The sequence below is a fragment of the Levilactobacillus mulengensis genome, from assembly GCF_003946045.1.
GTDB lineage: Bacteria > Bacillota > Bacilli > Lactobacillales > Lactobacillaceae > Levilactobacillus > Levilactobacillus mulengensis.
This window is the reverse complement of sequence record NZ_RHNW01000011.1, coordinates 86,386-107,673: the sequence shown is the minus strand read 5'-3', so window position 1 is coordinate 107,673 and position 21,288 is coordinate 86,386. Positions and strand designations below refer to the sequence as shown.

The 21,288-nt window shown below is 51.3% G+C and carries 19 protein-coding genes; 1 reads left to right on the top strand and 18 read right to left on the bottom strand.

The features are described from left to right. Nucleotides 1–967 precede the first annotated feature (967 nt). The 5 genes from EKM84_RS10490 to EKM84_RS10470 all read right to left on the bottom strand — a co-directional run bounded on the left by EKM84_RS10490 (nucleotide 968) and on the right by EKM84_RS10470 (nucleotide 8,317). Nucleotides 968–2,188, bottom strand: a complete 1,221-nt coding sequence (locus EKM84_RS10490) for an RNA-guided endonuclease InsQ/TnpB family protein (RefSeq protein ID WP_125765715.1) — start codon at nucleotides 2,186–2,188, stop codon at nucleotides 968–970. A 640-nt stretch (nucleotides 2,189–2,828) separates the two neighbouring features. Further along, a complete protein-coding gene (locus EKM84_RS10485) occupies nucleotides 2,829–4,667 on the bottom strand; it encodes an APC family permease (protein ID WP_125765714.1) in 1,839 nt (612 codons plus the stop codon). 362 nt (nucleotides 4,668–5,029) lie between these two features. Beyond that, nucleotides 5,030–6,655 (bottom strand): chaperonin GroEL, encoded by a 1,626-nt coding sequence (gene groL, locus EKM84_RS10480; protein WP_125765713.1) that lies wholly within the window; start codon nucleotides 6,653–6,655, stop codon nucleotides 5,030–5,032. A gap of 60 nt (nucleotides 6,656–6,715) precedes the next feature. Further along, nucleotides 6,716–7,000, bottom strand: coding sequence for a co-chaperone GroES (gene groES / locus EKM84_RS10475; protein ID WP_125765712.1), 285 nt, complete (start codon nucleotides 6,998–7,000; stop codon nucleotides 6,716–6,718). A 681-nt stretch (nucleotides 7,001–7,681) separates the two neighbouring features. Next, a complete protein-coding gene (locus EKM84_RS10470) occupies nucleotides 7,682–8,317 on the bottom strand; it encodes a redox-sensing transcriptional repressor Rex (protein WP_125765711.1) in 636 nt (211 codons plus the stop codon). Nucleotides 8,318–8,662: 345 nt separating this feature from the next. Here EKM84_RS10470 and abc-f point away from each other — a divergent pair, with 345 nt between their 5' ends. Further along, the gene (abc-f, locus tag EKM84_RS10465) at nucleotides 8,663–10,615 is read left to right on the top strand and encodes a ribosomal protection-like ABC-F family protein (RefSeq protein ID WP_125765710.1); all 1,953 of its coding nucleotides are present in this window, start codon (nucleotides 8,663–8,665) and stop codon (nucleotides 10,613–10,615) included. Nucleotides 10,616–10,679: 64 nt separating this feature from the next. Here abc-f and EKM84_RS10460 read toward each other — a convergent pair whose 3' ends face one another. The 13 genes from EKM84_RS10460 to recR form a co-directional block, all read right to left on the bottom strand. Further along, on the bottom strand, nucleotides 10,680–11,396 hold the full coding sequence (locus EKM84_RS10460) for an SDR family NAD(P)-dependent oxidoreductase (protein ID WP_125765709.1): 717 nt from the start codon (nucleotides 11,394–11,396) through the stop codon (nucleotides 10,680–10,682). 714 nt (nucleotides 11,397–12,110) lie between these two features. Next, nucleotides 12,111–13,175, bottom strand: a complete 1,065-nt coding sequence (locus tag EKM84_RS10455; RefSeq protein ID WP_164511378.1) for a winged helix DNA-binding domain-containing protein — start codon at nucleotides 13,173–13,175, stop codon at nucleotides 12,111–12,113. Between the two features lie 24 nt (nucleotides 13,176–13,199). Beyond that, on the bottom strand, nucleotides 13,200–14,261 hold the full coding sequence (gene tsaD / locus EKM84_RS10450; RefSeq protein WP_164511377.1) for a tRNA (adenosine(37)-N6)-threonylcarbamoyltransferase complex transferase subunit TsaD: 1,062 nt from the start codon (nucleotides 14,259–14,261) through the stop codon (nucleotides 13,200–13,202). 41 nt (nucleotides 14,262–14,302) lie between these two features. Next, nucleotides 14,303–14,896: a ribosomal protein S18-alanine N-acetyltransferase gene (gene rimI / locus EKM84_RS10445; RefSeq protein ID WP_125765707.1), complete on the bottom strand. Its 594-nt coding sequence runs from the start codon at nucleotides 14,894–14,896 to the stop codon at nucleotides 14,303–14,305. Continuing rightward, entirely contained in the window at nucleotides 14,880–15,608 is a 729-nt protein-coding gene (gene tsaB, locus EKM84_RS10440) for a tRNA (adenosine(37)-N6)-threonylcarbamoyltransferase complex dimerization subunit type 1 TsaB (RefSeq protein WP_125765706.1), read from the bottom strand. The genes rimI and tsaB overlap by 17 nt, the downstream gene beginning before the upstream one ends. Nucleotides 15,609–15,801: 193 nt before the next feature. Continuing rightward, nucleotides 15,802–16,545 (bottom strand): acyl-[acyl-carrier-protein] thioesterase, encoded by a 744-nt coding sequence (locus EKM84_RS10435; protein WP_125765705.1) that lies wholly within the window; start codon nucleotides 16,543–16,545, stop codon nucleotides 15,802–15,804. Nucleotides 16,546–16,550: 5 nt separating this feature from the next. Continuing rightward, a complete protein-coding gene (gene rsmI / locus EKM84_RS10430; RefSeq protein WP_125765704.1) occupies nucleotides 16,551–17,432 on the bottom strand; it encodes a 16S rRNA (cytidine(1402)-2'-O)-methyltransferase in 882 nt (293 codons plus the stop codon). 11 nt (nucleotides 17,433–17,443) lie between these two features. Continuing rightward, nucleotides 17,444–17,782 carry a DNA replication initiation control protein YabA gene (locus tag EKM84_RS10425; RefSeq protein ID WP_125765703.1) on the bottom strand — a complete coding sequence of 113 codons (339 nt, stop codon included), beginning with the start codon at nucleotides 17,780–17,782 and terminating at the stop codon, nucleotides 17,444–17,446. A 29-nt stretch (nucleotides 17,783–17,811) separates the two neighbouring features. Next, entirely contained in the window at nucleotides 17,812–18,825 is a 1,014-nt protein-coding gene (gene holB / locus EKM84_RS10420; RefSeq protein ID WP_125765702.1) for a DNA polymerase III subunit delta', read from the bottom strand. 9 nt (nucleotides 18,826–18,834) lie between these two features. After that, on the bottom strand, nucleotides 18,835–19,164 hold the full coding sequence (locus tag EKM84_RS10415) for a cyclic-di-AMP receptor (protein WP_125765701.1): 330 nt from the start codon (nucleotides 19,162–19,164) through the stop codon (nucleotides 18,835–18,837). Between the two features lie 27 nt (nucleotides 19,165–19,191). Beyond that, complete coding sequence (gene tmk / locus EKM84_RS10410; RefSeq protein WP_125765723.1) at nucleotides 19,192–19,836, bottom strand: dTMP kinase; 645 nt, start codon at nucleotides 19,834–19,836, stop codon at nucleotides 19,192–19,194. Nucleotides 19,837–20,406: 570 nt separating this feature from the next. Then, nucleotides 20,407–20,658, bottom strand: coding sequence for a YaaL family protein (locus tag EKM84_RS10405; protein ID WP_125765700.1), 252 nt, complete (start codon nucleotides 20,656–20,658; stop codon nucleotides 20,407–20,409). A gap of 14 nt (nucleotides 20,659–20,672) precedes the next feature. Further along, nucleotides 20,673–21,272 (bottom strand): recombination mediator RecR, encoded by a 600-nt coding sequence (gene recR, locus EKM84_RS10400; protein ID WP_125765699.1) that lies wholly within the window; start codon nucleotides 21,270–21,272, stop codon nucleotides 20,673–20,675. Between the last annotated feature and the right edge of the window lie 16 nt (nucleotides 21,273–21,288).

Below are 21,288 nucleotides of genomic sequence, written 5' to 3'. Positions count from 1 at the left end.
CTGCTGTGGGGCCGGTTTCCGCCTGGAGTGCGGGCTCCCACCTCAACTTTGAGCCCTGCTAAGTTCATGCAGGGCTCAAAGATTGTCCCATTCTGTAAGCCGGCCCAAGAACGCCGACTAACAGAATCGACACAGCCGTCTCCGTCCTGGCTTCCTCCGGCTCTCGATTGTGCGTTGGTTGCTGCGTTCGCTTAGCCCGTTTGGCCCAAGACCTTGAGCCCAGGACTCAAGCGCAAGATCAATCGCCACGTCGTCTGTTAAACAGCCAAGTATAACTCCTTTAGCTGCTCTTACTCCCCCACTTTGTTAGCAAGTTTTGTTAAAAAGCGTCCGCTAACATGAGCCGCTTCACACAACCCGTAATTTGCTCGTCTAGCTATCATTCTCCGTGGATTTGCTGGTGAGTTGGTAAACTTACCCATGAACGGCTAAAGTCTCTGACAGTGCCGAATATCGTTGAAATCCAGCAGTCCACTTATTTTGATGACTGTCATTTTAACTTGTCGCTCTTTCCACCGTTCAATTGGACTTTCATTCTCCCCCGGCAACAGCACGCAAAAAAGGAACACCTACCAATAACGGCAAGTGTTCTCATTTAATAATACCTTCTCAGCGCGATAACTAACCCTCATCACAATTCGGATGATTCTTTTCAAATGTCCTTAGTACAAATGGGACAACTAAGCCCAGCCCAATGTAAACGAAAACATACACCACCAAAAATGTCGAAGCTATCTTGCCGCTTAAAAAGAAATAGTGGCAGTACTCTAACACCATCAGTACCCTACAAATCAAGATAGGTTTATAGACCATCTTTTCAGTGCTGCGTCAATTGCCCCTGAATGAATTCAGAGGCTTGTCGCTCACGTGTCTGGCGACACAGTAGTCCAACATGCCCGTTAAAGCACTCCTACTCGTAGTGGCAACATCATCGGGTAATTGACGGCTACCCGTTTAACTACTAGGTTTACCCAATAGCTGTTAGCTTCTTAATCTTTGGTCGTTTGACACCGTTTAACCAATCTCGACCAAGCATCTCAATATTCATGGCTCCTAATCGGTCATCATTACAACGATACTGACATTGAGAGCACCAATACTCGTGAGTTTCGTGATGACGATTAGTCTTCTCAACTAGGCCACACTTCGGACATCTCTGCGAAGTGAATGCTGGATTCACCTTCACGTCGGCGCCTTGAATAGCCTGAGCCTTGTACGTTAAGAAAGATTCTAGCTGGAAGAAAGACCAGGAACGATGGCTTTTTCGTAAGGGCTTAGGCAGATCATCGGTGTTGAATGTCACGTTGGTTAAGTCTTCCAAAACAAAGAGTGTATGCGAACCATACCGTGAAACGAGTGTCTTAGCTAACCGATGATTCACATCAGTCATCCAGCGGTTCTCTCGTTGCGCTAGTCGTTTTAACTTTTTCTTGGCAGATTTAGTACCTTTACTTTGTAGTTTTCGACGAATCTCCAGGAACTTCTTTCGCTTAAGTAAGATTTTTTGACCATCAAAGAATAGCGTCTTTCCTTCATTATCAAAGGTAGTTGCTAGGAAGCGTAAACCGCGATCAATTCCTACAACCTTAGGATTATCTTTGGCATCGAAATCACTAACTTCTGTTGTGATACCGATGTGCAGAAACCACTTGCCTCGGTTGTGGACCAGCTTAGCGGTACCCAGTTTCCAGTCGTCGGTGAAGTACTTCTCGAATCCTTTATCAGTGAACCTCAACTTAGTTCGTTTACCTAGAGTAGTTATTGAAATTTGTCGCATGCCATCTACGAAAGAGTAATTACTCTGGCGAACCAAGTCCGCTTGTGGTCGACGAAACTGGATGGGTTGCACTAACCAGTTCAGGTCTCTAGGAACTTGAACCCACTTCTTTTCTTCGTTCTTGTAGCGGTAAGGGTGTTGTTTCATTTGTTCCTGAACAGTTTTATAGCGAGCCACTACTGTCCGAAAAACAGATTGGACCATCTGACTGTTGAGCGGTGATTCTTGTCTGAATATTTTGTACAGGTGGTGATTGATTTTTAGCCAGCTTAACTGAAACTCATGGTCAAAGATCCATTGACTGACAATATTAGCTAATCGTTGATACTCTTGACTAATTGCTAGAAATTGTTCTGCTTGATTCGTGTCTGGATAGAGTCTCAGCTTAATTGTTCGCCCTAATTTAACCAACGGATACCTCCCTTGTAGATTGGATTAAGTATACCATGTTTAACTCTCTGGGGGAACATACGTTTCGAGAAGAATTATTAAGTTCTGGCATTCATCCCGCGATTAAAATCGCAGGTTTTCTGCTTGGTTTCTAATAGAAGATATAGGACACGAAACCAATGGAGGTTAGGCCCAGTAGCCAAAAGTATAGGACGAGCCACGCACTCCCATTGAGCATCAGTAACAGCATGGTAATTGCCATGCCTGTCAGATCATACAGGACCAAGGGCACCCCACTCCATGCTAAAACCCAAAATATCACTTTGCGAAACACGGAATCATTCCCATCAAAAAGTCATCACTTTTGCTTATCTGACACAAACAGCCTTTAAGAACAAACATTCAAGCTGTTGGGTACACCTTGAATGTTATCAATCCACGATAAATTCTATAATCACGCATATGAGCGCCTCTAACAGCATGCTACCCGTTTAGTCATGTAAATACACCGTCTTTCAATTTTGAAGTGAACCTTTAAAAATTGGACAGAACTTTAGAGCTGATTTGTGCTGTTTGCTAGACGGCAAGTTCTGGATACACAAAAGGCGCTCCCCCGACACCCGCGTAAACGGTTGTTTGAGGAACGCCTTTTCTGGTGAAACTACTCTTTTAAGTGATAGTTATAAGTTGAAACGATGATGTTTTCCCGTGAATTCAGGATGGTCCGTAAGCGTAACGCCGTTTGGTTATGCAGGACATTTTGCCAAGGGTGCCGCGGAACGAACTGCGGTACCAGGACCGTGGTCGTAAAGTTCCGTTCAGCCGCCCGTTTGGCAATCACATCACAGAACCGCAACGTTGGCGTGGCAATGGAGCGGTAAGACGAGTGAATATCCACGAACCGGATATCTGGGAACTCCTCTTTGAACTCCTGAGCCGTCTTGTGTTCCTTCTCCGGATTTTCATCGAAGGACACGTGCATCGCAATCACGTAGTCCCCAATGGACCGTGCGTAATTGATGGCACCGGACGTCACCCGGGTAATGTTGCTGACCAGCACGATAACGGTTGCCCCGTCATACTCGTGGATATCAGCCCGTTCCTTTTCCGCCACTCGCAACTGTTTCGCGACGTTATGGTAATGACCATTAATCCGATAAAACAGTAACAGAATCAATGGCATAATAATCAGGTATGGCCAAACATTGCCAAAACGCAGCAACAGTAAGACGGTGACCAATCCCAGTGAGATTAAGGCTCCTAACAAGTTAATCAGCGCCTTACCAACCCACCAGCCTTCGCGTGTTCTGAACCAGTGAATGATCATCCCAGACTGTGACAGGACAAATGGCACGAAAACCCCAATTGCATAGAGGGGAATCAGCAGCGTCGTTTGACCATGGAAAATCAGAATCAGGACAATGGCCCCAACGGCTAACGAGATGATCCCGTTGGAATACCCTAACCGGTCCCCCCGGTCGAGGTACGCGTGTGGCAGGAATTTATCCTTGGCCAAGTTGTACGCCAAGATTGGAAAGGCCGAGAACCCAGTGTTCGCTGCCACGGCTAAAATCATGGCCGTTGACAGTTGGAAAATGTAATACAGCACCCCATGGCCGAAGACCGCCGTCCCAATTTGAGACAACACGGTCTGGCTGCTCTGTGGCCGAATGCCCATGTAGTAACTCAGGAACGTGATTCCAGCGAAGAAGAGGGCCAGGATACCCGCCATAATAGCCAGCGTTGCCGCTGCATTATGCCGTTTCGGTTCCTTAAAGTTTGGTACCGCGTTACTAATGGCCTCGACCCCGGTCAATGAAGATGACCCGGATGAGAACGCCCGCAGGAACAGCAACAGCGTCATGCCCTTTACGGGATCGCCCAATGGGGTTGCTGCGGCGTGATACGTGATATTTCCACTCATGATGTTATAGAAGCCGACACCAATCATCACGAGAATCATCCCAATGAACAGGTAGACCGGAATCGTCAGAAAGGCCGCCGACTCCTTCATGCCCCGTAAGTTCAAAAGCATAATCCCAATAACGATTAAGACTGATACCAATACGGAATACGGATACAGCGCTGGAATCGCCGAGGTAATCGCCTCGGTCCCAGAAGTCGTTGAAACCGCCACGGTCAGCATATAATCAACCAGCAAGGAACCCCCAGCCACTAACCCGGCCGATTGGCCCCAGTTGGTGCTGGCAACCACGTACGCGCCACCCCCGGAAGGATACGCGTGAATGATCTGCTGGTAAGAAAGCGTGATCGCAAATAACAGAACTAAGACCAGTGCGGCAACCCACAACTGATACATCAAAGCGGCTGCTGATAAGGTAATCAGAACTGTCGTAATTTGCTCAGTACCATAAGCCACGGAAGATAACGCATCAGACGAGAGTAAGGCTAACGCTTTGAACTTGGTTAACGCCTGACCGCCTTCGTCCATGGTCTTGAGGGGTTTACCAATTAAAACCCGCTTTAAATAACGCCACATGACTATTTACTCCTTATCTCCATAAATAATGAAAACGGGTCTATGCCCGTTAATAAGTGCTTTTCAGCTTGAATCCGAATGTGTGGTAAGTCTACTACAACTAGCTCCACATTACCACAATTCTAGCAGTTAGCAACACCAGAATTTCTCAACGAACTTATCCATTATCCGGCAAAGGCCGAGAGAAATAAAGACTTTCTTTTTGCTTTGTTTTATTGCTACCCCCTAATCCCTGATATACCGACTCTTTTTCCCCTGAAATTTGGGTCGAATCACCCTAACAAACCGGCATTTGCGCAGAAAAAAACGAGAAGATCGCAATCTTCTCGTTTTTGTGATAATCATTTTAATGAAGCAGTCGCTTACATCATGCCGCCCATTCCTGGGTTAGCAGCTGGGGCTGCTGGGGCTGGATTGTCTTCTGGCTTTTCAGCAACAACGGCTTCAGTCGTTAACAACAGAGCTGAGACAGAGGCAGCGTTTTGCAGAGCAGAACGGGTAACCTTGGTAGGGTCAGTGATACCGGCCTTAACCATGTCTTCGTAGGTGTTGTCAGCAGCATTGTAACCAATCCCAGGCTTTTCGCCCTTCAAATGTTCAACAACGACAGAGCCTTCGACCCCAGCGTTTTGAGCGATTTGACGAACAGGTTCTTCCAAGGCACGCAGCACGATGTTCACACCGGTCTGTTCGTCGCCTTCGGCTTCAACCTTGGCAACGTCCTTAATGACGTTGATCAAAGCAGTCCCACCACCAGCAACGAAGCCTTCTTCAACGGCCGCACGGGTAGCGTTCAAAGCATCTTCGATCCGGTACTTACGTTCCTTCAGTTCAGTTTCCGTAGCGGCACCGACACGAACGACGGCAACCCCACCAGATAACTTAGCCAAACGTTCCTTCAGCTTGTCGCGGTCAAAGTCAGAAGTCGTATCGTCAATCTGACCCTTGATTTCAGCAACCCGAGCAGCGATTTGGTCCTTAGCACCAGCACCTTCAACGATGGTGGTGTCATCCTTCGTCACGTTGACCTTTTGGGCTTGGCCCAATTGATCGATGGTCGTGTCCTTCAAGTTCAGGCCTAAGTCATCGGTAATCACAGTCCCACCAGTTAAGGTAGCGATATCAGCTAATTGGGCCTTACGACGGTCACCAAAGCCAGGTGCCTTAACAGCAACCACGTTGAAGGTCCCACGCATCTTGTTCAATACCAAGGTTGGTAAAGCTTCACCAGTGATGTCATCAGCGATGATCAAGAGTGAACGGCTTTGTTCAACGACGGATTGTAACAATGGCAAGATGTCTTGAATGTTGGCAATCTTCTTGTCAGTAATCAAGATGTAAGGGTTGTCGAGGTTTGCTTCCATCTTATCGTTATCGGTAACCATGTATTGTGACATGTACCCACGATCGAATTGCATCCCTTCAACAACGTCTAAGCTGGTATCAACCCCACGGGATTCTTCAATAGTGATGACCCCGTCGTTACCAACCTTTTCCATGGCGTCAGCGATCAGCTTACCGGTTTCCTTGCTGGCAGATGAAATAGAAGCGATTTGGGCGATATCGTCCTTGGTCTTCACGTCGATAGACATCTTGTGTAAAGCGTCCACAGCGGCGTCAGTGGCCTTTTCGATCCCGCGACGGATACCAACTGGGTTGGCACCGGCAGTGACGTTCTTCATGCCTTCGTTAACGATGGCTTGCGTTAAGACAGTGGCCGTCGTGGTCCCATCACCAGCGATATCGTTGGTCTTGGAAGCAACTTCGGAAACTAACTTTGCACCCATGTTTTCAAAGTGATCGTCTAATTCAATTGCCTTAGCAATCGTGACACCATCGTTTGTGATGGTTGGGTTGCCGTAGCTTTGTTCCAAAACCACGTTACGACCCTTAGGCCCTAAGGTGGTCTTGACTGTGTCAGCTAACTTATCAACACCAGCAAGCATCTTGCTGCGTGCATCTTCAGAGAACTTTAATTCTTTAGCCATTTTTTACATTCACCTCATACTAAATTTTTTAAATAGTTGCACGTATTAGTGGGAAAGCAATTAGTCGACGACAGCGACTAAATCCTTTTCGTGTAAAACAAGGTAAGTCTTGTCTTCGTACTTAACTTCCGTACCGGCATACTTATCGAACAATACCTTGTCGCCAACCTTAACAGCTGGGGCTACCTTATCGCCATTGTCTAACACACGGCCATCGCTGACAGCAACGACGTTGGCCGTTGAAGGCTTTTCCTGAGCATTACTTGCTAAAACAATGCCACCAACCGTAGTTTCTTCTTCTTGTGGTTGATCCAAAATGACGCGGTCTCCTAATGGTTTTAACACTTGAATCCCTCCAATAAACTTACTTTTTAGCACTGTTAGCACTTGACTAACATAAGTGCTAATCACAATATCTAATATATGGTTTTTCCTCGTAAAAATCAAGGAATTTGGCAAACAATTTCTCGAGTGCTAATTGGTCAGTCCACCGATGCCTTGTGGGCCTAAGGATGACCGCACATTGTATGAATTTATTCATACTCAAAGACTGGTGGCATCTCATTGGCAGCGCCTCCAGGTGAGTAGCACGATGGTCGTAGGCGTTAGGGCCCAGCTGGAGGCCAAACACACTTATTTTGTGCCCATAACCTGCCTTGATGTTAAACCAGTCTCATCCTTACTGGTCATCCCCATTGGTCCCTATCATACTAACCCCCTGGCAAATTGCTACTAATTTGATAATGTCTACCGCCATCTTTGCTGGCAAGGCTGCTGGCTGGGCATTACGACTACCTAAATAGACCAATTTCAACACTAGCCGACGGGGATGGTCCAGTTACCCCCTGAGTGACTATGCCCCCAATCAACTGACCGTCAACACAATTAACGTGGTTGTTTTTAAGTACACAATCACAAAGTCTCAAATGTGAAGGCCTTTTTCAAAAAAATCGGCAAAATTAGCCGGCGACTTTCACAAACGGCAACAAAAAAGTCGTAACCTAAGACTAGATTACGACTCCTTAATTATTCTTTGTTGTAGTGTTCCAAGAAGTAGATCAGCGTTTGCAATTCGTTGGTCAAATCAACGTTTTGCACGCGGACATCCTTAGGCACCGTGACCCGCAGTGGTGTGAAGTTCAAAATCCCCTTCACCCCGCCGGCAACGGCATCGTCCGTCACGGATTGGGCCACATCGGCTGGGACCGTTAAAATAGCCACTTGAATCTGTTGTTCTTCCAGCTGCGTCCGCAACTCTGACATGGGGTAGATCGGCACACCGCTTTGAATCGTGTTGGCAATATCTGCGTTCACGTCAAAGGCAGCACTAATCCGCACGTTGCCGTCCTGATGGAAGTTGAAGTTCAAGAGCGCATGGCCCAAGTTCCCGACCCCAATCAAGGCAACGTTCGTCAACCGGTCCTGGTTCAAAATTTTCTTAAAGAACTTAATTAAGCTCTCAACATCGTAACCGTATCCCCGTTTACCGAGAGCACCGAAGTACGAGAAATCACGACGAATGGTGGCAGAGTCAACCTTAACGGCTTCTGACAATTCTGTCGAAGAAACACGCGTTTTGTCTGCATCCAACAAAATGTTTAAGTAACGATAGTAAATGGGTAACCGCTTTGCTGTAGCGCGGGGAATCTTTTGTTCAGTCAAAAAACGAGACCTCCTAATCAATATTACGAGTTACCACCAGTCGGTGATAACATCTTTCTCTAAATGACATCCTGATTGTGAAATTGACTTTCTTACAAATTATAGCATAACCACCGGCCTTGTGAAAGAATTTGCAAATATTTTTCACAATTCTTTACTAATTTCGGTCTAATCCCAGAATATGCTAAAATAGACGTATCTGCGTTGGTCAGTTCCGTCCTGGCGAAAATAGCTGGGAGCCACAGTCACACTTGCTTTCCGTGGCTTTCGCTTCAGTTGACCAATGAACAATTAATTAACTACCAACATGAATTAAACTAAAAAATATAAGGAGGTCGGTTCACCGTGATACTTTTACAAGTGCAACAGGTTACCCGCCGATTCGGCGCCACCGTCCTGTTTGAAAATGTCAGTCTGGATGTCCCCGAACACGGTCGCGTCGCCCTAGTTGGCCGCAACGGTGCTGGGAAATCCACCCTGCTCAAAATGATTGCCGGCGAAACCACCCCGGATGTCGGTCAAATTACCACTAAACGGGGACTTACCCTGGGCTACCAGGCGCAAAACGCTGGCTTAGCCTCATCTAAAACGGTCTGGAACGAAATGCTGGACGTCTTCGCCGAGGTTCGAGCGACAGAAAAGCGGATTCACGAACTTGAAACGCAAATGAGTGACCCCGCCATCATTGCCGACGAGGAACAGTTTGCCCAAATCAGTGCGACCTACGATCAGCTCCAACAAGATTTTAGCGACCACAACGGCTACGGCTATCAGGCCGAGATTCGCGGCGTGCTGCACGGGTTTGAATTTGGCGAGGAATACTACGATAAACCCATCAATGAACTCTCGGGTGGCCAACGAACCCAATTGGCCCTGGCTAAACTGCTGCTGGAACGGCCGGACTTACTGATTTTGGACGAACCCACGAACCATTTGGACGTTGAAACGTTAACTTGGCTCGAAGGCTACCTCCAGGGCTATTCGGGCGCCATTCTCGTCGTTTCCCATGACCGGTACTTCCTGGATCACGTGGTCAACGACGTCTATGACATGGCACACGGCGGCCTGGTCCACTATCCGGGCAACTATTCCCACTACATTTCCGCTAAAGCCGAACGGTTGCGGCGTGAATGGAAGGAATACGACAAGCAGCAGTCTGAGATCGGCAAGCTCGAGGACTTTGTGAACAAGAACATCGTCCGGGCCTCGACGACGAAACGGGCACAGGCTCGGCGAAAACAGCTGGACAAGATGGACCGCATGGAGAAGCCCGAGGGCGATGAAAAGGTCGCGCGCTTCTCCTTCACCCCACACCGCCAAAGTGGGAACGTCGTGTTAGACGTGGTCAATGGCGCCGTTGGCTACGACCAACAGATTCTCTGCGCCCCGGTCACCCTCGATATCAAGAAACACCAAGCCGTCGCCATCGTCGGCCCCAATGGTATCGGAAAATCCACCTTGTTGAAAACGATTCTGGGTCGCATTCCCGCCATTCAGGGTCAAATCATCTTTGGCACCGGCGTGGATACCGGGTACTACGACCAAGACCAAGCCACGTTGCACGAGAAGAAAACCGTCTTGCATGAACTGTGGGACGACCATCCCACAACCCCCGAAGGCGATATTCGCTCCATCCTCGGAAGTTTTCTATTTACCGGCAGCAACGTCGACAAGAGCGTTCACAGTCTCAGCGGGGGTGAGCGGGCGCGGCTCCTGCTGACCAAGCTGGCGTTACGGCACGATAACTTCCTGATGCTAGACGAACCGACGAACCATTTGGACATCGACAGCCGCGAGGTCTTGGAAAATGCCCTGAATGAATTCGACGGCACCATCCTCTTCGTTTCCCATGACCGGTATTTCATCAACCAAGTGGCCACACAGGTCGTCGAATTGGCCCCAACCGGCACGACCCGCTACCTGGGTAACTATGATTACTACATGGAGAAAAAGGCGGAACAGGATGCCTACGCCGCCAAGGAAGCTGCCGAAGCTGAGGAAGCCCACCCAACCGTGACCGCACCGAAGCAAACGCAGGTCGACTACCAGCAGCAAAAGGAACAACAGAAGGCCAAGCGGAAATTGAGCCGCCAGGTCGACGCGCTAGAAGCCAAACTCGGTGACCTTGAACAACAGAAAACGGTTATCGAAACCGACATGAGTTCGCCGGACAACTTCAATGACGCCGAGAAACTGGCTGACCTGCAGGCCCAATTGACTGCGGTCACCACTGACCTCGACGCCACCGAAGAGGAATGGACGGAAAAAAGTTTAGCCTTAGAAGATTTTGATGATTAATTAAAAAGCCGTTTCACCTGTTATCCCCTAAGGGACACAGGTGAAGCGGTTTTAATTTACCCTTTTATAAGGCGGTGTATCCGCCGTCAACGTTAATCGTGGCGCCGGTCACAAATGAAGCCTCATCACTGGCGATAAAGGCAATGACATTGGCAATTTCCGCCGGTTCGGCTAGCCGGCCGATTGGCATCTTGCCCACCATCGGGCCAGTCACCTCTGGCGGCAACGTCTTCAGAAGGGGTGTTGCCACGTAGCCTGGTGCCACCGAGTTGAACCGAATGCCCTGTTGCGCATAGGTGACCGCCTGGGACTTGGTATAGTTGGCCACACCAGCCTTGGCCGCGGAGTAGGCTTGAGATTTGGCAGCGCCCACGACCCCGAGAATCGAGCTCATGTTAACGACGCTCCCGCTCCCCTGCTTCACCATCTGGGCAACGGCGACCTTATTGGTCAACACGACACCGGTCAAATCAATTGCGATGACCTTATTCCAGTTGGCCATGTCAATGTCGGCCACACCGGCCTTCTGCTCGGCAACCCCAGCATTGGCCACCAGAATGTCCAAATGACCGTACTGGCTGACCACCTGATTGACCATGGCTTGCAGAGACTGCTCATCCGTGACGTCCGTCTTGATAAACGCAATTTCGGCGTCGGCAGGAGCCGTCACGTCAGCGGACACCGCCGTCGCACCCTCCGCCGTAAACTTTTGAATCGTTGCCAGTCCGATTCCGGACGAGCCACCCGTAACAACGGCTACCTTGTTCTCTAGCTTACCCATGACACATCACTCCTTTGCTTTTTAGTATACTGCAGATTGCCGTTTATATGTAAACGCTTTTATCGTGCCTCCGGGTGGGGAAAATAAGACCGGTCCGCGGTGGGCGAACGCCTGGAGCCAAAAACCGTTCTCCAGACTTACTTTGAGCCGCTGAGAAACGCGTCTCAAAGATATCAGTTTCCTAAGCGGCCAAGCCGCTAAGGAAACTCCCACGGCTAGGCTTATTTTCCCCCACCCTGCGGCTCACTTCGGCTTAGCCCATCAATACGGAATTTCCGCCACTTCAAACGAGGACGATTCGCCGTAAAACATCCTTATTAAAAAGTCGTTCCCAATAAAAATGGAAACGACCGCGTCATTTATTCTATTTAAATATGTGCACCCCACGCTAATGTAACCTCAAGCCGCCAAAACGATTAGGATTAAACCATGTCAGACACCGGATAGTGAAAATTAGCCGACATGATAATGTCAGTGACCAGAGGCGGACCAAGGTGCCTAGCTGTGTCGGCGGTCTTGGCTGGAGTTCTTGTCCAGCCTAGTCCGCGGGACGACCTTTGAGACCGCCTCTCGGCTCAAAGTCGAGGTCCCAGACCGCCCCTCAGGCTGGAACCGACCCCATAGCAGGGCACCTTGAGTCCGCCGCCGGGAACGGCCAGGATCATGCTCTGGCCCATCTTCACCAGTCCAAAGACACCACCAAAACCATTGCGCCTAATCAGTAACCGAAATGCCGTCATACGTTAACTGGCAGAACTCGGCGATACGCCGGAAGAATCTCTCCACAACTGGCTGATCAAAGTCACCCCAACGCGTTACCGTAAACCGCATCCGTTTCCCCGAAATCTGATAATTCCAGTGGCCGACCAACTGGCCGTTGGCAATAATTGGGGCCATCAGGATCCCATTCACGGTCCACATTTTTGACTGTAGTTTGGAGTCGACCAACCAGGCCTTTTGCTGGTAGCCGGTCATGAGTGAACTGAACCGCGGCGCAATCAGCGTGCGGTCGGCCACCTCTGCCGTTATTTCTCGTAACCGCTGGGCCGACACTGCCTGCATCAGCCACAGCGTTTTACCCGCAACCGTCACGGGCGTCAACTCGGGTTCAACCACGCGCCACGCCGGCCGGGCCTTGCCAATCTTAACGCCCGACCATTTGACAAAGTCCGTCAACGTGGCGGGACCGAATCCCATCAGGTAGCGACGAATCAGTTCCTGTGTCGCCACTTGCTGGTCAACCCGGGTAAAGTCCGGTCGAAACAGGTGAAACTGACTCTGCCCCGGCTGACCCGGCATCACGGCTCGACCTTGCGCTTCCAGCACCTGGAGTACCGCATAGTCAAAGTTCCGTGAGCGCTTCAGGTCAGGAACCCGCTCGGCCACACAGGTCAGGTAATCCGCCTTGGACAGCTCCTGATGCTGCAGGACCGCCGCAATCTCATCGGCTACGGCATGGACCTGCTCGGACTGTCCCTCAAAATAAGCTTTGGGGAGCCGCTCCGTTTGCCGGGCGTTGATCATCAACTGCCAGTCCGCCGTGGTATAGAGGTGTAGCGTCCACCGTTGTCCCCAGGAGCGAACCAGTTGCCGCGTCTGATACAGCGCCGTCAACTCGGCCATGCTGGCCTGCGTTTGTAGCGCGATGGTCAGTTCGGCGACCCGCTGATTCTGGGCTTGAATCCCCATCACCTGCGTAACCGGCTGCAATATTGGTGCATCAGCCGTTAACACCCCCTGCTGAAATAACCGGTAAGCCAAAAGTTCTGCTGGCGTCATGGGCATGCTCCCTTCGCGGCTGACCTACTTGGCTGAATCAGCCGCCCAGTCGAATTCCAAACTGGGGTCGGCATTCAACGTGGCATCAGCGAAGACACCGTGACGGTAAGCCACGTTCGCAAAGGCGCCGATCATGGCCGCATTGTCCCCACACAATTTCAGCGGGGCTTTGACCAAGTGCGTCGTTGGGTTGCTGGCCAAGTCACTGGCTAAACGGTCTCGCAGACCATGATTAGCCGCCACCCCACCGGCCAAGATCAGCTGGTGAACGGGGTAATCGGCCAAGGCGCGCTGCGTCTTTTCAGCCAAGACATCGACAACGGCCTGCTGGAAACTAGCCGCTAAGTCTTGCTTGCTAAGCGTTTCGCCAATCTGGTCGGCGTGGTGGGTCGTGTTGATGAAGGCACTCTTCAACCCACTAAAGCTAAAGTCAAAGTTGTCGTCCTTCTCCATGGCACGGGGGAAGTTAAACGTGTCGTGGCCCTGGTGCGCCCACTCGTCCACGGTCTTCCCGGCAGGATAGTTGACGCCCATCACCCGGCCGACCTTGTCGTAGGCTTCACCGGCCGCGTCATCGCGCGTTTCACCGATGATTTCAAATTCATTTTCAGCTGGCATGTAGACCAGTTCCGTATGACCACCGGAAACCAGTAAAGCCATCGCAGGGAATTCAATCGGTTCCACGTAACGGGCCGCATAAATGTGACCGGCCATGTGGTTGACGGGAATCAGCGGTAAGTTGTGGGCAAAGGCCACCGTCTTGGCCGCCGTGACCCCAATCAACAGGGCACCGACCAGACCGGGACCATACGTCACAGCCACGGCATCCAAGTCGTCATACCCGACTTCGGCCTCAGTCAGCGCGTCCTTGATGCACAGCGTGACCTCTTCAATGTGGTGCCGACTCGCCACCTCGGGCACCACGCCACCAAAGCGCTGGTGACTCTTGATCTGCGTTGCCACAATGTTTGACAGAATCTTGTGGCCATCTTCAATGACCGCCACACTCGTTTCGTCACAACTTGATTCGAACGCTAAAATTAAATTTCGCTTATCCGTTGGACCCACTCCCTTTTCCGTTATCATTTTATTTACGCATTCAATTAAAAAGACGAGTGGCCAAACGCCTACTCGTCTGCGTCCGCAACGGTGTCATCGTTTAAGTACAGTTTCATATCCGCTGCGTCTTCGTGGTCGCCTAAATAGTAGCCCCGCTTGATGCCGGTCTGCTCAAAGTCCAAGTCCCGGTAGAGGCGTTGGGCATTGGTATTGGAGACGCGGACCTCTAAGCTGACAGACTTATAGTTCAGCTTACGTGCCTTTTTGATCATGATGGCCAATAAAAACCGCCCAAGTCCCCGGTTCTGGTAGTCCGGCAGTACGGCAATATTGGTGATATGGGCGTCTTGGTTCCGTTCGTCAAAGGTACAGCCAATGAAAGCCAGCAACTTATCTTCCTTACGAATAACCAGGTAAAGCCGATCCTTCTCCCGGCGCAGTTCGTTGGCGAAGGCCGTGGAGTCCCACGGGGCCTTGCCAGCGTAAACCGCCCGTTCAATCTCGATCATTTCGGGGATATCCGTGAAGAGCGCTTTCGCCACAAAATAAGTGACCTCCCGGATGTCTACCCGGTGGTTCTTGACGTCCATAGCCTCCTCACGCACCTGTTCGCGCCGGCTGCCAAAAATATTTTTATACCAGACTTTAAATTTTTTCAACATATGAGTCGTTATCCTTTTTATTATTCGGGTTCTTCGCTTGCCATTCCGCTTCAGCCTGCGTCAAACGTAAATAGTTCGGCACAAATCGGTCGACATCCTTGACGGGCGCCATCTCTTGCCCCAGTAAACCAATGGTGGCAACTTGGGGAAGGTTCAACCAAGGGCTGATCTTAGGGGTCGCAGCTGACACGGTCGTGTTAATTAGGTCAGCAAAGTGGCTGGCATCCCCCAGGAACCAAACGGGTTCAGCGTACTCCGTCACAGCCTCTAAGAAACTCGTGATGTTCGTGTGGGCGTCCGCAATCACGGCCGTTGGCACGCCATCTTTAATCCGGTACAACCCAGCAAAGACGTTTTGATTCCGGGCGTCAAACAAAGGCGCTACCAGGGCACCTTCCACCGGCACGTTGGCTGCGAGCGTTGCCAGACTGGAAACGGCCACCAGCTCAATGTCTAGCGTCGACGCGAGCGTCTTGGCGGTCGTCACGGCAATCCGAATCCCCGTGTAGGAACCCGGTCCCGCGGCGACAACGACCCGGTCAAGGTCCGTCGGCTTGAGATTCGCCATCCCCAGAAGTCGTTCAATTTCTGGTAAAAGGTACTCCGCGTGTTTTTGATGAACGGTGACCGTGATGGCAGCTAACACCGTGCTGTCATCTAACACGGCGACGCTCAAAGGTCGATTCGATGTATCAATTGCTAAAATCTTCATAATTACTTGCGTTCCCCTTTACTGGACTTCACCAAGCCGGTGAGTTGCCGGGAAGTGAAAAGCGGTGGCCGAACTCGCCCACCGCTAACCATCTGTCTCGGTTGTTGCGCCCGTTTACTGTCTTTATCAGTTTATTATACTACCACAAACGGACGGGCGCGACATCTTCTCTGCTTGAATTTTCTTAAAAAGACTACCGTGCTTGCCACTGAATCGTTGCTTTGGCAGCTAACACGTCGCCACTGTAGATGGCATGTTGACTCACCAACGCGTCATCCGGCTGCGCATAATCGCTAGTGACTTGCCGGCCGTACGTGACCTCATTTTCATAGCGGATCCGGATATCTTTCGGCTGATGCTGGCGTAAAAAGTCCGCCGGTAGGGCATCCAGCATCCACTCGAAGTAGTGGGCGTTGTTGACGTGTCCATTTTCATCGATATCAAAGTAACGGACCGTGTAGGGCTTATCCGTCAACGTGGTTTTCTCAGACAATCGGTCTGGTCGAGGTAACCGGGGTAACCGCACGCTCGGCTCACTCTCATAAGGCGCCATGATTTCAGCCGGAATCGCCGCAATCTTGCGGGTCGCGTAACTCATAGTCACCCAGATTCCTTCGGCGTAGGCCAACTGATTGCCGTCGGCGTCGAGCAACCAGTATTCGCGGTAGGCAAAGTACTTGTTAAACGACGTTGCCCGGGTCTTCAGCGTTACTTGGGCGCCAATTGCTGGCAACTGGGTCACCTGAATGTGGTACTGGGTCACGACCCAGCCCACCCCATGGGATTGCACAAATTCTGTGGTCAACCCCAGTGCAGCGTTCTGATCCTCAGAGACCAGCACGAAGAGGTCGATCAACATGGCCAGGGTTAAATGGCCGGTATCGTCTGCTTCGTAGTAAACGACACGATGAGGTTCGGTAAATTCATTTGCGGCCACCTAGGTCACTCCTTGTCTAAATGATGATACGTGTTATAGATTGCTTGTTTCTTCACGCCACGCAGGTTAGCGACCTCTTTGATGGCAGCGTTGGGCTTCTCCCCCGCCGCAATCAACCGGTCGACCTGAACTTCGACGGGTTCACTCAAATCGACCGCCGTCGTTGCCGTCGTGGTGGGTGCGGGATTCCCGCCAACCAACACCACGAATTCGCCCCGGACCGTATCCGTGGCGGCCCATTCAGCCAGTTCGGCTAAAGAGCCGCGGAGAAATTCCTCGTAGCGCTTGGTGAGTTCTCGACACAGCACGGCGGGCCGATCATCCCCAAAACCCGTTGCCAGGTTTTGCAGGGTCTTTTTCAGCCGGTGGGGAGCTTCGTAGAAAATCAAGGTTTCTGGGCGTTGCGCCAAGCCCTCGATTTCAGACCGTTGATCCTTGGGTTTCCGGTCTAAGAACCCGTAAAAATAAAACGGTTGTGGCAGTAAGCCAGAGGCAATCAACGCAGTTAACCCCGCATTGGCCCCAGGGAGTGGCACCACGGGAATCTGTGCCGCGATACAGGCATTGACTAGCTCATGACCGGGATCCGAAATGGACGGCATCCCCGCGTCACTGACCTGCGCAATGTCTTGTCCCTGTTGGAGTTTGGCTACCAACTGGGGAATGCGTTCCTGCGTATTGTGTTCGTGAAAGCTGATTTGTTTCGTGGTAATTTCAAAATGATTTAATAATTTCTGCGTGTTGCGGGTATCCTCAGCGGCAATTAAATCAGCGGCCTTTAGGGTCTTAACCGCCCGAAAGGTCATGTCGTCCAGGTTCCCAATGGGCGTTGGCACCAGGTATAAATGTCCCTGAGCATCGTCCTTAAAACTCCGTGTTCGTTCCATCATGTGGCCTCCTACTGATCGCGGTAAATAACTTCCAGGCAAAAGGCACATTCCTCATCCTGCTTGCGCCGGGTTCCGTAGAATTCCCGGCAAACGTGAAAGCCTTCCTCGTAAAGTTTCTCCAGAATCTGTCGCGACTTGGAGAGCCCTTGGGGTGTTTCGGGATCCTCAGGCAATGTCTTCTGTAGCTCCCGCACCAAGTCCCGCAAGTGCTGATTCTCAATTTCTAATTCGGCATTCTGCTCAAACACCTGCGTCATCTGCGTTTGTAAGTCAGAGAATTGGGCGAGCATCTGCTGCAACTGACCCTCAAGACTCTTGAACTGATCATAAACTTCTTCTTTATCCAAAGCTGCCACCCCTCCAATGCTGACTAGTCTTAGCGCATTTGCGCCAGAATCTGTAACGTTAAGGCTTCTAAGATTGCTTGAAAATTCATGTTCCCGGCCAACTGCCCGCGCGTGGCAAGCGTCAGCGTCATGATGGCCACCAGCTGATCGATGGATAGGCGTTGACCTACCTCACGACTCGCCTGTGCCACCTGCGGATAGGCCAGGTCATCTGGGCCGACCGTCCCCGACTGTTGGCGTAAGGCATCGTGCCAGGCCTGAACGACCATGTCCAAAAGGATGCCTTGGCGATCCCGATTGCTCCCGAGGGGCACCAGGTCCGTTTGCACGCGGACAAAGGCCCGCTCGTCCTTAGCACAGCAGGCGGCTAACCATTGGCCTACCGCCGTCTGCGCGTCCTTTAACCAGTCATCCGTCGTCAAGTCCAAGGCGGCACTGACGCTTTCCGTTAAGGTGGTCAACAAGTAGCGTTGACTTGGAACGACGCCGGCCGTGGCTAAGGCATCCGTCAGGGCGCTCGGTGACACCCGGAGAAAATCAACGACCTGCGTCCGCGACAAAATTGTGGGTAAAATCAGGTTTTTATTGGCCGTCAGTAATAATGCCACCGTGTTACCCACGGGTTCTTCGATGAACTTTAACAGGCTATTGGCGGCGCCGGTCGTCATGCGGTCGACCTGGTCGACGATGAAGATCTTTTGATTGCCCTCCACCGCACTCTTGGTGAATTCCGCCTTTAAGTAGCGGACTTGGTCGACCTTGATACGTTGACCGTCCGGGACCACGCTGACCACGTCGGGATGGTCGCCCACCATGATGCGCCGGCACTCGGCACACGTGCCACAGGGCAAGCCCTCAGCCGTGACATTTTGGCAAAACAACCGCATAGCCACGGTCCGGGCAACCGCTTGCCGGCCGGTCCCATCCGCCCCATTAAAGAGGTAGGCGTGCGCCAAATGATTGGTTTGAATCAGTTGCATAAAGTGGGTCACGAGTTGCGGCTGAAGCCGTTGGGCCGTGGCGACCACGGATTCTTCGGTCATATTTTCCTCCTAAAAACGGTGGAACTGCTCAACAGGCATCACGAATACCGTGGCCCCGCCGACCTGAACTTCGACCGGGTAGGCGGAAGTACTGTCGAGTTGGGCATCCAGGTTAACCGGTGGCGTCATGAACTGCTGGCGCGTGTGGCTGGCTTCCTTGATCATGTCCAGCACCTCATCGACGCGCTCGTCTTCTAACCCAATCATAAACGTCGTGTTCCCAGACTTTAAGAAGCCGCCGGTCGTGGATAACCGGGTCGCGCGAATATCGTGATCGATAAATTCATTACTGAGTCGGTTTGCATCCTTATCTTGGACAATGGCGATTAATAATTTCATAACTGGTTTCCTCCCTCAATGCCGGTGTTAAAAGTAAGCTTGGGCCGTGTGCTTGATGAGTGCCAACGCCTGTTCCACCACAACTTCGGGGGCCTGCGTGGCATCAATCAGCTTGATGCGGTCCGGGTGCGCCGCTTGTAAGCGCAAATAGGCCGCCCGGACCCGGTCATGAAAGGCCGCCTGCTCAACGTCTAACCGGTCGACCTTCTGGGGGTCCCGGTGCGCTTGAATTCGGTGTAACCCAACTTCAGCGGGCACATCAAAGTACACGGTCAATGCGGGCAACAACCCGTCCGTGGCAAATTCATTCATTTGGGCAACGGCGGCTTCCCCGATTTCGCGGCCGGCCCCTTGATAGGCAACGGAGCTGTCCACGTAACGGTCACACAGCACCAACTTGTCGGCGGCTAATGCGGGTAAAATGGTCTCCGCTAAGTGTTGCCGCCGAGCCGCTGCGTACAGTAAGGCTTCCGTGCGGTAATCCATTGCCGTGTTGGCGCGGTCTAAAATGATGGCCCGAATACTCTCAGAAATCGGGTTGCCCCCGGGTTCTCGCGTAATCGTGAGTCGGTCACCCAACACAGGCGCAATTTGTGCGGTAATGGCCTGCAGCGCGCTAGTTTTCCCGGCGCCGTCGGGTCCTTCAAAACTAATAAACGTTCCTGACAACATACTCGACCCCATTTTTGTTTGATAGTTATATTGTACTTGAATTCAGAATTGATGTCTATTTGCATCGCTAGCTTTCGCCTGTTTCTTACCAAAAGTTCACGACTTGGCTTGGTGAAAATGTCTGCGTGCAACTCCGTTCCCGGCGGTGGGCTCAAGGCGCCCTGCTGTGGGGAACGGCTCCAGCCTGAGAAGCGGTCTTCCGCCTCGCCTTGAAACCTCGCTGTGATTCGCGAGTTTCCAAGGTCGTCCCGTGCTCTAGACTGAGAAGTTCACTCAGTCAAGACCACCGACACAGCTGGTCACCTTGGCCCACCTCTGGTCACTGACATTGCGTGGACCTTTTCATCAAGCCCGTCGTTCACGTTCACGCACGATGCTTGTCCAACTGACATGCTGACTTTCTTTTTCTATTGTAAACGCGGTAACTAAGAGCTCAAAAATATTTCAATCACCGTGTTGCTTAAACTTTTTCAACTTCGCTCCCCTCAATTCTACACGCCCCGTCAACACGAGCACGTAAAAAAGACGAAAGCCACAACAGCCTTCGTCCTTTCTCAATTACTGATTAAATTAATCGCGGAACACTGCGGCAGAGATGTGCTTTCCTCTGACGTGGCGGCGACGGGCTTCGCGGTACAAGAAGAGGTACGTCTGCCGGGCCAGTGCGGTGTTGGCCGTCATTTGATTGTCGGCGTCCGCAATGGCCTCTTCCGTTTGCTTGGCGTGGTCCCAGCGGTCCTTGGCGTCGTCGATGCTCAACAGAAGTTGTTCATCGTACGCAGCCTTCAACCGCGGGAGTTGCCGTTTCTTTCGTCCAAACATGTGGCAACCCTCCTCTACATTTCCGTTCGGCCTTCAACCGCCTTGAACAGCGTCATTTCATCCGCGTATTCGATATCACTCCCGACGGACAGACCGTGGGCTAAGCGCGTAACCTTGATACCGGCTGGCTTGATCAAGCGTGACAGGTACATGGCCGTGGCTTCACCCTCTGGCGTGGCGTTGGTCGCGATGATGACTTCTTTAATTGACGGATTCTGCTGTAACCGATTGATGAGGCTGGCGATGTTCAGGTCTTCCGGCCCCTTGCCTTCGATTGGTGACATGACCCCTTGCAAAACGTGATACAGGCCATGATATTCCTTCATTTTTTCCATCACCATGATGTCCTTGGCCTGTTCGACCACTAAGACGTGCGATTGATCCCGCGTCTTGTCGGTACAGATGACACACGGATCACTCTCGGTAATGTTGCCACAGATGGAACAGAAGTGCAGGTTTTTCTTAGCTGAAATTAAAGCCTTGGAAAACGCCGTGACGTCGTCTTCTTGCATATCAATCGTGAAGAAGGCCAGCCGCGTCGCTGACTTTTGCCCAATGCCGGGCAGCTTCATGTAGCTGTCGATCAGTTGGGCAATCGGTTCTGGATACTGCATGGTCACAACGTCCTTT

Coding starts and splice junctions, on each gene's coding strand:
- groL (WP_125765713.1), bottom strand. CDS start 6,655: ATGGCTAAAGAATTAAAGTTCTCTGAAGATGCACGCAGCAAGATGCTT.
- EKM84_RS10485 (WP_125765714.1), bottom strand. CDS start 4,667: ATGTGGCGTTATTTAAAGCGGGTTTTAATTGGTAAACCCCTCAAGACC.
- EKM84_RS10405 (WP_125765700.1), bottom strand. CDS start 20,658: ATGTTTGGACGAAAGAAACGGCAACTCCCGCGGTTGAAGGCTGCGTAC.
- tsaB (WP_125765706.1), bottom strand. CDS start 15,608: ATGAAGATTTTAGCAATTGATACATCGAATCGACCTTTGAGCGTCGCC.
- tmk (WP_125765723.1), bottom strand. CDS start 19,836: ATGTTGTCAGGAACGTTTATTAGTTTTGAAGGACCCGACGGCGCCGGG.
- tsaD (WP_164511377.1), bottom strand. CDS start 14,261: ATGATAACGGAAAAGGGAGTGGGTCCAACGGATAAGCGAAATTTAATT.
- rsmI (WP_125765704.1), bottom strand. CDS start 17,432: ATGGAACGAACACGGAGTTTTAAGGACGATGCTCAGGGACATTTATAC.
- EKM84_RS10455 (WP_164511378.1), bottom strand. CDS start 13,175: ATGACGCCAGCAGAACTTTTGGCTTACCGGTTATTTCAGCAGGGGGTG.
- EKM84_RS10415 (WP_125765701.1), bottom strand. CDS start 19,164: ATGAAATTATTAATCGCCATTGTCCAAGATAAGGATGCAAACCGACTC.
- holB (WP_125765702.1), bottom strand. CDS start 18,825: ATGACCGAAGAATCCGTGGTCGCCACGGCCCAACGGCTTCAGCCGCAA.
- EKM84_RS10460 (WP_125765709.1), bottom strand. CDS start 11,396: ATGGGTAAGCTAGAGAACAAGGTAGCCGTTGTTACGGGTGGCTCGTCC.
- rimI (WP_125765707.1), bottom strand. CDS start 14,896: ATGTTGAAAAAATTTAAAGTCTGGTATAAAAATATTTTTGGCAGCCGG.
- recR (WP_125765699.1), bottom strand. CDS start 21,272: ATGCAGTATCCAGAACCGATTGCCCAACTGATCGACAGCTACATGAAG.